The organism is Streptomyces sp. CO7, from assembly GCF_053474865.1.
In genome coordinates, this window is sequence record NZ_JBRIOU010000003.1 from 217,539 (window position 1) to 226,442 (window position 8,904).

Below are 8,904 nucleotides of genomic sequence, written 5' to 3' on the forward strand. Positions count from 1 at the left end.
GGCCGACCCCTCCCGCCCCGCCCTGCGGGCAATCGTGCCGCTGGGCGGCACGGGTGGGCGCAGGGGGCCCACGTCCACACGAGACGGCTCGCTCCCCGGAACCTCAGTCCCCTCCTGGGAAGGGGGCGGGTCGGGGGAAACAAAACCGTGCTGCCCGCCGGGGCTCGGCCCTCGCGCCGCGCTGCGGCCGGGGCCCCGTGCGACGGTGCCGTCGGCTTACGCGGGGTGGGGGCGTAGCCGACCCACCCGTACAGGCGCTCCGGGGCCTAGACGGCGCGTGAAGCGCAGGCGGGGGCGGCGTGGTGCCGGGGCCCCGCGGGAAGCGCTAGGAGCGGATCTCGACCGTGCCGGCGAGCCGATCGTGCAGCCCCCGCCCGTCCCGGTCCCACACCAGCGCCGGCACGGCGAGGCACAGCAGCACCGTCCGCACCGCCGCCCGCCACGGCACCACCGACCCGCTCGCGACCGCGACCACCCGCAGCCCGAACAGCCGCTTGCCCGGCGTGTAACCCAGCGTGCCCACGGTGAGCATCCCCAGCGCGAGGAAGATCAGCAACGCCCAGTTGCTCGTCGACTGACCGTAGCCGTCCGTGATGAGACCGTATGCGATCAGCACGCACAGCGCCCAGTCCACGACCAGCGCACCGAGGCGCCGCCCGGGACGCGCCAACGAGCCCGGACCGTTCTCGGGCAGCCCGAGGCCCTGGCCCCGGTAACCGAAGTCCACACCGGCGTCCTCCGCCGCGGCGCGGGGGCCGGAGAGCCAGGATCCGAGTGCTTGCCTGTTGTCCACGGACTCCACGGTACTTCCCGTGCGCGCGCGTGGAGGAGGGCGGGGTGCGCACGGCGACCCGGGGCAGGACCATGGAAGGGGACCCGAGCGATCCGGCGACGGCCCGGCGGCCGCCGCCGTCGATCAGCCGGTTAACTTCCCGGAAACAAATGAGTCATGTTCGAGAAATCGCCGATCACTAGGGTCCCGGACAGCGTGTGTCACCGCACTGGCACGCGAAGTACTACCACCCTGGCGGAACCGGCCGGGAGTAGGAGGAGCTGGATGTTCCAGAACGCCGACGAGGCCAAGAAGTTCATCGCCGATGAGGACGTCAAGTTCGTTGACGTTCGCTTCTGCGACCTGCCGGGTGTGATGCAGCACTTCACGATTCCCGCCAGGGCGTTCGACCCGGGCGAGGAGCTGGCCTTCGACGGGTCCTCCATCCGCGGCTTCCAGGCCATCCACGAGTCGGACATGGCCCTGCGCGCCGACCTGAGCACGGCCCGTGTCGACCCCTTCCGCCGGGACAAGACGCTCAACATCAACTTCTTCATCCACGACCCGATCACCGGTGAGCAGTACTCCCGTGACCCGCGGAACGTGGCGAAGAAGGCGGAGGCCTACCTGGCGTCCACCGGCATCGCCGACACCGCCTTCTTCGGCCCCGAGGCCGAGTTCTACGTCTTCGACTCGGTGCGCTTCTCCACCGAGGCGAACCAGGCCTTCTACCACATCGACTCGGAGGCGGGCGCCTGGAACGCCGGCGCCACCGACAACAACCGTGGTTACAAGGTCAAGTACAAGGGCGGTTACTTCCCGGTCGCCCCGGTCGACCACTTCGCCGACCTGCGCGCCGAGATGTCCCTGGAGCTGGAGGCGTCCGGTCTCCAGATCGAGCGCCAGCACCACGAGGTGGGCACCGCCGGCCAGGCCGAGATCAACTACAAGTTCAACACGCTGCTTGCCGCGGCCGACGACCTGATGCTGTTCAAGTACATCATCAAGAACGTCGCCTGGCGCAACGGCAAGTCCGCCACCTTCATGCCCAAGCCGATCTTCGGCGACAACGGCTCCGGCATGCACGTCCACATGTCGCTGTGGACCGCCGGCCAGCCGCTGTTCTACGACGAGACCGGCTACGCGGGTCTGTCCGACATGGCCCGCCACTACATCGGCGGCATCCTCAAGCACGCCCCGTCGCTGCTGGCCTTCACCAACCCGACGGTGAACTCCTACCACCGCCTGGTGCCCGGCTTCGAGGCCCCGATCAACCTGGTGTACTCGCAGCGCAACCGCTCCGCCGCGATGCGCATCCCGATCACCGGCGCCAACCCGAAGGCCAAGCGCGTCGAGTTCCGCGCGCCCGACTCCTCCGGCAACCCGTACCTGGCCTTCTCCGCGCTGATGATGGCCGGCCTGGACGGCATCAAGAACAAGATCGAGCCGGCCGAGCCGATCGACAAGGACCTCTACGAGCTGGCTCCCGAGGAGCACGCCAACGTCGCGCAGGTCCCGACCTCCCTCGGCGCCGTCCTCGACGCCCTCGAGGCCGACCACGAGTACCTCCTCCAGGGCGACGTCTTCACGCCGGACCTGATCGAGACGTGGATCGACTACAAGCGCACCAACGAGATCGCCCCGATCGCGCTGCGCCCCCACCCGCACGAGTTCGAGCTGTACTACGACATCTAGGAACTCTGCAGGTCAGAGCATGTGCATGGTGCTCTGGGCCGTACATGGGCCGTGGGCCGTGTCCTTCCCCGTTGAGGAGGAGGACACGGCCCACGGTCGTTCGGCCGTCGCTTGCCGGTCGATTACTCGGCCAAGGCGGCATCGATGGCCCGGCGGGCGCGCTCACTGCTGTCGGTCGTGCCACTCACTCCGAGAACGGCGAGCAGGAGCTGGGTAGTTGCTGCGCTCACCGATGGAGGTTAGCGACTAATTGACGCTCCGGACCCTAAATGTCGCCTTGATCACGCTCGACCTGCCAAGCGTCTCGGGCAAGCCTGAGCACAAATGATCCCGCGCAATACCGACCGTGGAGCTAGAGCCTGTCTCTGAGATCCGTCTTTGGCATCGTCATGCTCGTAATCGAGTCCTGGTTGGCTCGGCGGTTTCTAGGGCCAGCACCGCCTGGCGCAGGGGGAAGGCATGGTTCACAGTCCATTCGACGTTTCTTTGGCGCACGGCCAGAGCATGCAATGGAAGCTCGGCGGGTCTGGGTGGGCCACCTGGTCATGGTTAGTGAACGCTGCGGAACAGAAGGTGCACGCCTCCTATGTAGGACCCGAGGCCCTGGCCGCGTTCATGAACGGCGTCCGGGATCTACTCCGTGGGTGCAGTGCGACCTTCGTGACGTTCCTTGGCGAGCCAAGCGGGACGAGAGTCTTCTTCAACCAGACAGAGAAGGAGGTCTTCGTTCAGATCGTGGAGTTCGCGGACTTGAACGAACCCTCGTCCTGGTGGTCGGACGCGAAGCTGGTCTGGGCAGGCCGGCTACCAACAGAGGCATTTGTCGAGGCTTTCATGACCATGATTGAGGAGCTTCTCTCCGAACACGGGACAGACGGGTACCGGAAGTGCTGGGGCTACGAGTTCCCCGCCCTGCAATGGGAGACGCTCCAGGCAGCGCACAGCTCCCGCTGACCCGCACCTATGCTCGCGTCCAGATCTAAGATGGCTGCGAGGTGGAGCGCGCCCTCGTATGCGATGGCGAGTTTGTCGGTTCGCATGGCCAGGCCGCGCCATTGCTTGAGTCGGTTGATGCACCGCTCGACGGCGTTGCGCTGCTTGTACGTCTCGGCGTCGAAGGCGGGCGGTCGGCCGCCGGCCCTGCCGCGACGAAGCCGGTGGCCGACCTGGTCGGCGGGCTGGGGGATGACGGCACGTATTCCGCGTCGGCGAAGGTGGTTCCGGATCGCGCGGGATGAATACGCGCGGTCGGCCAGGACGGCCTCCGGCCGGGTCCTCGGTCTTCCGGGTCCGCTTCGCGGAACACGGATGTCGGCCATGACGGCCTCGAAGGCCGGGGCGTCGCCCGCCTGGCCTGCTGTGACGCGAAGGACCAGGGGTCGTGCACGGTCGTCGCTGGCAAGGTGGACTTTGGTGCTCAGGCCACCGCGGGAGCGTCCGAGAGCATGGTCGTCAGGTTCGGCCCGGCCTGGTGCCCCCTTTTCCGGGCCCCGGCTGCATGCTGGTGGGCCCGGCACACGGTGGAGTCCACCGAGACGGTCCAGCCGATGTCGGCATCAGCGTCGGCCGCTGCCAGAACTGCGGCGAGGATGCGTTTCCAGGTGCCGTCTACGGCCCACCTGATCAGGCGTTTGTGAGCGGTCTGGAACGAGCCGAGCTCGTCCGGCAGGTCCCGCCAGGGCGAGCAGGTGCGGTACTTCCACGCGATGGCTTCCAAGGTTCGGCGGTGATCGGCCCACCGCCGACCGCGGACCGGATCGGCCGGCATCAGCGGCTCGATCCGGTCCCACATCGCATCAGTGATCACTAATCGGACAGACACATCCGATCAACCGACCAACCAATCAAAGAGACACGCTCTAGACGGACACCCCGACTCCCGTCCATCTGACCGCTTGACCGTCGTCTGAGAACGGCAAGATCGTGCCCCATCCGTGCCCGCCGTAGCGGGAAACAACGAGGCACAGCAGTAGTTGGACGGAAGGCCGCAGCGCATAGTTACATCCCGTCATGCTCCCTGTTGGAAGATCCCAAGTCGTTGATGTGCTCGCAGGTGCACTCCTGCTGTTCGCCCTGCTCGCGGCCGTGTGGCAATTGGACCGCCGCAGTCGGGGACGGAGCATCAAGAGACCGTGGCTCGCCGCCGCAGTGGCAGCGTTGATCCTCTACAAACTCATCCCGCCCTACTGATGAGCTACCGATGGTGGGCCGTCTCTGAGCCGTCCAAGGGCGCAGAACGACGACCAACGCTGACAACCGTTGACCAATCGATCGCAGGTCACAGCGTTGATCGTCTAGGAGGCCCCAGGTCAACAGACATCTGGGTCACTTCCTCGGCTACTGATCGCACTAGGCGGCCCCTGAGCCCATTCCAACTTCGGGCAACTGCTGGTCAGCGCCGTGTCACGGGCATCTGATACACCCTGGCTATGACGTTCATGGCGGTGGTCGAGGGTGATGCGGGCGGATGGCACGTCGATCGGGTTGCGCTGACCGAGGTCATCCATGCTCGGTGGACTGAAGTCGAGATCGATTCGACGGCCCGCAGCGCAGCGCGCAGTTTCATCTGGGAGCTCGGGACGGCGAAGGGCCCGGGTGAGGCTTATCTGCACGAGGACGGTACATGCCTGTACATGGACGTGTGGGTGGAGGACGCGGTTTGGCTGGCGATCGCCTTCCGCAGGCTGACACCAACGCACCTTGACCTGGTGTTCTGCGACGAGAGTTATACCTTCGACGTGCGCCTGCCGGCAGGGACCACTGAGGCTGAACTGATGGCCCTGGTGAAGGCCGCGGGTTGAGCTCAGCCCGTAGTGGCGAGGTGGAGGACCAGGACGGCCATCACGATGTCGGTGATACGGGTCGTGCTGCACCGGAGCTTCCGCAGCAGGCGCCACTGCTTCCAGACGGCCATGGCCTGCTCGCCCAACGCTCGGATACGCGCTTGGGGAAGATTGACGGCTCGCTGACCTGCCGAAAGCCTTTCCACCTGCCGGGGAAGGGCACCCTGACAGTCCCGCCGGCACCCTGGTAACCCTTGTCCGCACAGCAGGCCGAGCCCGCGTCGGTGAGGGCGTTGATGATGCCATGGGTGCGGGCGGCCTTGATGCCGTGCACGGCACCCGGCAGGGGTGGCGAGGCCCACAGCGGTGAAGCACCGCCCCTCAACGACCGCCCTCGTCCGGCGATGCTCGCGATGGCCCCCACCTCATCCGGACGACCCTGACCGGCTGTTCCCTCCGGGGCCGCGGCGCAGAGGGCGTAGTCTGTCGCGTGGTGAGGTCGTCCGCACGGTAAAGGCCGCGACCCGGGGTGCGACAAGGGTCGGCTGCCTCACCACCCATCGCAGGAACGTGCCACGCGCTTCGCGTCGTACCGCTCACTCGACCGCTGACAACCGGGCCGAGACTTCCTCCGGAGTGAAGCTCCACCCGACGAGGCGGGGCCCGCTCCAGTTGATCCCGATCCGCCGCCCCTCCTCGACCGCGTCGGGCAGTTCGACGTCGCGCCACGGCTTCAGGGGCATGGACGCAACCCACAGCCCCTGCCCCCAGACCTTCGCCGCCCTCTCCGCCCGGGCCGACGTCGACCAGAAGGGAAGGCACGCGGTCCCGTCGGACTCCCGGACGGCCGGGATCCCGCCGTCGTCCCTGACGAACCAGACGACCCCGCTCCTGGTGACGTCCCGGAAGAATGCCGCCGCTTGCGCACCGCTCTGACTCATGACCGCGTACGGCCGTGGTCAGGGCCGTGCCCCGGGGACACCGAACCAGGGCTCGGGGCTCGGTGAACGCCTTGCAGGCCCGCGGCAGGGTCGCCGTCGCCGAGGCCCATCCACCAGTGCCCGTCATCCTTCACCAACAGCAACTCCTGTCGCTGCCCGGTCTTTCGGTACACCAAGGTCACCGGGTTGAAGTAGTCGACGGGTCCCTCCAGCACCGTGACGTCGACGGGGCCGCCCGCTGCCCGGTGGTACTCGCGCACGAACTGGGCCGCGGCAGGCCCGGGCCGCTTGTAAGTGGGGCCGGCCAGCTCGGCGATTCCCTCCGCGTCCCCGTCCTTGAGGCGCTGCACGTACACGCGGACGAGGGTGTCCACGTCCTCGGCCGTCTGCTGGACGTCGGGGTACGTGGAGCTCTCCGCGCTCACCGTGACGTCGACCTTGGGCGCGTCGGCCAAGGCATAGGGAGCGCGGAACCAGTTCCACCACACCCCTGCGATGATCCCGACCGCCAGCAGGACGCCACTGGGTACGACCGTCGACTTCCTCATGTGCGCCTCTCCGCAGATACCAGTGCACGGGACGCGGTGAACGGGAGGACGGTTCCCGCACGCACGCATGCACGCACGCACACGCAGGGACCGGCGGGCAGGAGGCCGACCGGTGCCGGCGTTCAGCGCGTGGCACCCACGTCGCTGGTCCAGACACGCAAGGGCGGGGCCTCCGGCTCAGCCCCGGTCCGATGCGAGGGGCTGTCCGCGTCGGTGAGGTCGGACCAGGCGGCGGCACCGGGCGTGCCGCTGTCGGCCAGGAACTCCTCGACGAGCGGGTCGAGCCGGTCGGAAAGCACGTAAGGGCTGTTGAACGGCAACTGCTCCGGAGGAACGGAGCCGGTCGAGCAGCGCAGCTGCCCGGCCTGCCTGTCGTGCCACACGTAGAACGTCGCCACGCCGCGAAAGCCCAGCCCCCGTACGCGCTCCCGGATGCGGGCAGCGGTCCGCCCGAAGGCGGCGACCACCTCGGCCGCGGACAACGGCCCGTCGTCCTCGGCCTCCGCGCTCAGCCACCAGGTGTTGGTACGCCACTCCACCCGTCGGTCGCCCGGCTCCAGTGCCAGAGGCTCTTCGGCGACCTCGGCGATCCACGTCAACAGCACCGGAGCAGTATCCCCGAGGGGGAGTGGTCCAGCGGCCCTCGGGGCGGGTGCGTCCCACGGCCGTTCGGCCCGCCGGCGCGGATCCCGTTCGGTGTGCGGCCTGACCGTTACACCGGACATGTCGTGGTTCGACAGGTGTTCGTCCCCCGTGGCGGCATGGACTTCTCGGGGAGGCGTGCAGGGGCGTCGCCGCGACGGGGTCGGGGCGCGGCTCGACCGGTTCAGCGCAAGTGCGTCGAAACTTTCGGATTCGGGCACCCGCCTCGGGCTCTTCGTGTTTCGAGGAGGGAGGGCGGGCCTCGCTTCAAGATCGCCACGCAGTGCTCGAAAGCCGTTGTGGGCGGGGGGTTCGGAGTTGATGGAACCTCCGAAGGTTTTCGAAACTTCGACCGAAACAATTGACACAGATCCGCGTCTCTCCACACTGGTCATCAGTCGCCATCCCCCCACCCCTGAAGGAGGATTGACGGATGAACAGTCTCGTTCACCCCGTCGGCCGTACACGCCGCAGAATCCCCAACGCGGTCCGCAGTGCTGCCGTTCTCATCGTGGCTTTCTTTGCCTACGTGGCGGGCTTCGCCCCGGCGAACGCGGCCACGGTCGTCACGTCCAACAGCACCGGCACCCACGAAGGCAACTTCTACTCGTTCTGGCAGGAGGCCAGCGGCGGGCAGATGACGCTGAACTCAGGCGGCAACTACAGCGTCACCTGGAACAGCAACGCGAGAAACATCGTCGTGGGCAAGGGCTGGAACCCGGGCAACGCGACCGACTCGGTCACGTACTCGGGCTCGTTCAACTGCAACGGCAACTGCTACCTGGCGCTGTACGGGTGGTACCAGAACCCGCTGGTCGAGTGGTACATCGTCGAGAACTGGGGCAACTACAACCCCAGCACCGGGGCCACCCGGGTGGGCTCGGTCCAGTCGGACGGCAGCACCTACGACCTGTACAAGGCCACCCGCACCAACGCTCCGTCCATCGAGGGCACCAAGACCTTCACCCAGTACTTCGCGGTCCGTCAGGCCAAGCGCACCGGCGGCACCATCACCAAGTCGACGATCTTCAACGCCTGGAGGAACGCCGGCCTGCAGTTCGGCACCCCCAACTACGAGATCATGGCCACCGAGGGCTACAACAGCAGCGGCAGCTCCAACATCACGGTGAGCCGCGGCGGTTCCTCCGGCGGCGGTAACCCCGGCGGTGGCGGCACCACTCCGCCGCCCACCAACCCGGGCAGCTGCGTGGCGACCCTGTCGGCGGGCGACAAGTGGAGCGACCGGTACAACCTCAACGTGTCCGTCAGCGGCGCCAGCAACTGGACCGTCACGGTCAAGGTCCCGTCGCCGGAGAAGGTCCTGGCCACCTGGAACGTCTCGGCGAGTTACCCCGACGCCCAGACACTGGTGGCGAAGTCCAACGGCAGCGGCAACAACTGGGGCATGACCATCCAGACGAACGGCACCTGGACCTGGCCGACGGTCAGCTGCAGCGCGAGCTGAGCCCGCGCGGAGCACCGGCCGAGTCCTGATCCCTGAGCCGCCGGGCCCGACCAGGAGG

8 protein-coding genes and 2 pseudogenes are annotated in these 8,904 nt (G+C 67.5%); 4 read left to right on the plus strand and 6 right to left on the minus strand.

The annotated features are described in order from the left end of the window. Window positions 1-325: 325 nt before the first annotated feature. On the minus strand, window positions 326-793 hold the full coding sequence (locus ACOV8S_RS10865) for an RDD family protein (RefSeq protein WP_448317587.1): 468 nt from the start codon (window positions 791-793) through the stop codon (window positions 326-328). A gap of 264 nt (window positions 794-1,057) precedes the next feature. Here ACOV8S_RS10865 and glnA point away from each other — a divergent pair, with 264 nt between their 5' ends. Further along, window positions 1,058-2,467: a type I glutamate--ammonia ligase gene (gene glnA / locus ACOV8S_RS10870; protein ID WP_351114456.1), complete on the plus strand. Its 1,410-nt coding sequence runs from the start codon at window positions 1,058-1,060 to the stop codon at window positions 2,465-2,467. A 552-nt stretch (window positions 2,468-3,019) separates the two neighbouring features. Then, window positions 3,020-3,421 (plus strand): hypothetical protein, encoded by a 402-nt coding sequence (locus tag ACOV8S_RS10875; protein ID WP_448317588.1) that lies wholly within the window; start codon window positions 3,020-3,022, stop codon window positions 3,419-3,421. 7 nt (window positions 3,422-3,428) lie between these two features. Here ACOV8S_RS10875 and ACOV8S_RS10880 read toward each other — a convergent pair. After that, window positions 3,429-4,259, minus strand: a pseudogene (locus ACOV8S_RS10880) (IS5 family transposase). A 637-nt stretch (window positions 4,260-4,896) separates the two neighbouring features. Between ACOV8S_RS10880 and ACOV8S_RS10885 the strand changes: the two are divergent. Next, window positions 4,897-5,268, plus strand: coding sequence for a hypothetical protein (locus ACOV8S_RS10885; protein ID WP_448317589.1), 372 nt, complete (start codon window positions 4,897-4,899; stop codon window positions 5,266-5,268). A 2-nt stretch (window positions 5,269-5,270) separates the two neighbouring features. On the opposite strand, the pseudogene ACOV8S_RS10890 reads toward ACOV8S_RS10885, so the two are convergent. The 4 genes and pseudogenes from ACOV8S_RS10890 to ACOV8S_RS10905 form a co-directional block, all read right to left on the minus strand. Then, a pseudogene (locus ACOV8S_RS10890) lies at window positions 5,271-5,614 on the minus strand (transposase family protein); the annotation flags it as partial. A gap of 232 nt (window positions 5,615-5,846) precedes the next feature. Further along, window positions 5,847-6,191, minus strand: coding sequence for a DUF2750 domain-containing protein (locus ACOV8S_RS10895; protein ID WP_448317590.1), 345 nt, complete (start codon window positions 6,189-6,191; stop codon window positions 5,847-5,849). Beyond that, window positions 6,188-6,739, minus strand: a complete 552-nt coding sequence (locus ACOV8S_RS10900) for a hypothetical protein (RefSeq protein ID WP_448317591.1) — start codon at window positions 6,737-6,739, stop codon at window positions 6,188-6,190. The genes ACOV8S_RS10895 and ACOV8S_RS10900 overlap by 4 nt, the downstream gene beginning before the upstream one ends. 122 nt (window positions 6,740-6,861) lie before the next feature. Continuing rightward, the gene (locus tag ACOV8S_RS10905; protein ID WP_448317592.1) at window positions 6,862-7,344 is read right to left on the minus strand and encodes a hypothetical protein; all 483 of its coding nucleotides are present in this window, start codon (window positions 7,342-7,344) and stop codon (window positions 6,862-6,864) included. Between the two features lie 470 nt (window positions 7,345-7,814). On the opposite strand from ACOV8S_RS10905, the gene ACOV8S_RS10910 reads away from it, so the two are divergent. After that, window positions 7,815-8,846 carry a glycoside hydrolase family 11 protein gene (locus ACOV8S_RS10910; RefSeq protein WP_448317593.1) on the plus strand — a complete coding sequence of 344 codons (1,032 nt, stop codon included), beginning with the start codon at window positions 7,815-7,817 and terminating at the stop codon, window positions 8,844-8,846. The last annotated feature ends 58 nt before the right edge of the window (window positions 8,847-8,904 follow it).

Excerpts from the sequence above, each read along its gene's own strand:
- ACOV8S_RS10900 (WP_448317591.1), bottom strand. The coding sequence starts at position 6,739 with ATGAGGAAGTCGACGGTCGTACCCAGTGGCGTCCTGCTGGCGGTCGGG.
- glnA (WP_351114456.1), top strand. The coding sequence starts at position 1,058 with ATGTTCCAGAACGCCGACGAGGCCAAGAAGTTCATCGCCGATGAGGAC.
- ACOV8S_RS10910 (WP_448317593.1), top strand. The coding sequence starts at position 7,815 with ATGAACAGTCTCGTTCACCCCGTCGGCCGTACACGCCGCAGAATCCCC.
- ACOV8S_RS10885 (WP_448317589.1), top strand. The coding sequence starts at position 4,897 with ATGACGTTCATGGCGGTGGTCGAGGGTGATGCGGGCGGATGGCACGTC.
- ACOV8S_RS10895 (WP_448317590.1), bottom strand. The coding sequence starts at position 6,191 with ATGAGTCAGAGCGGTGCGCAAGCGGCGGCATTCTTCCGGGACGTCACC.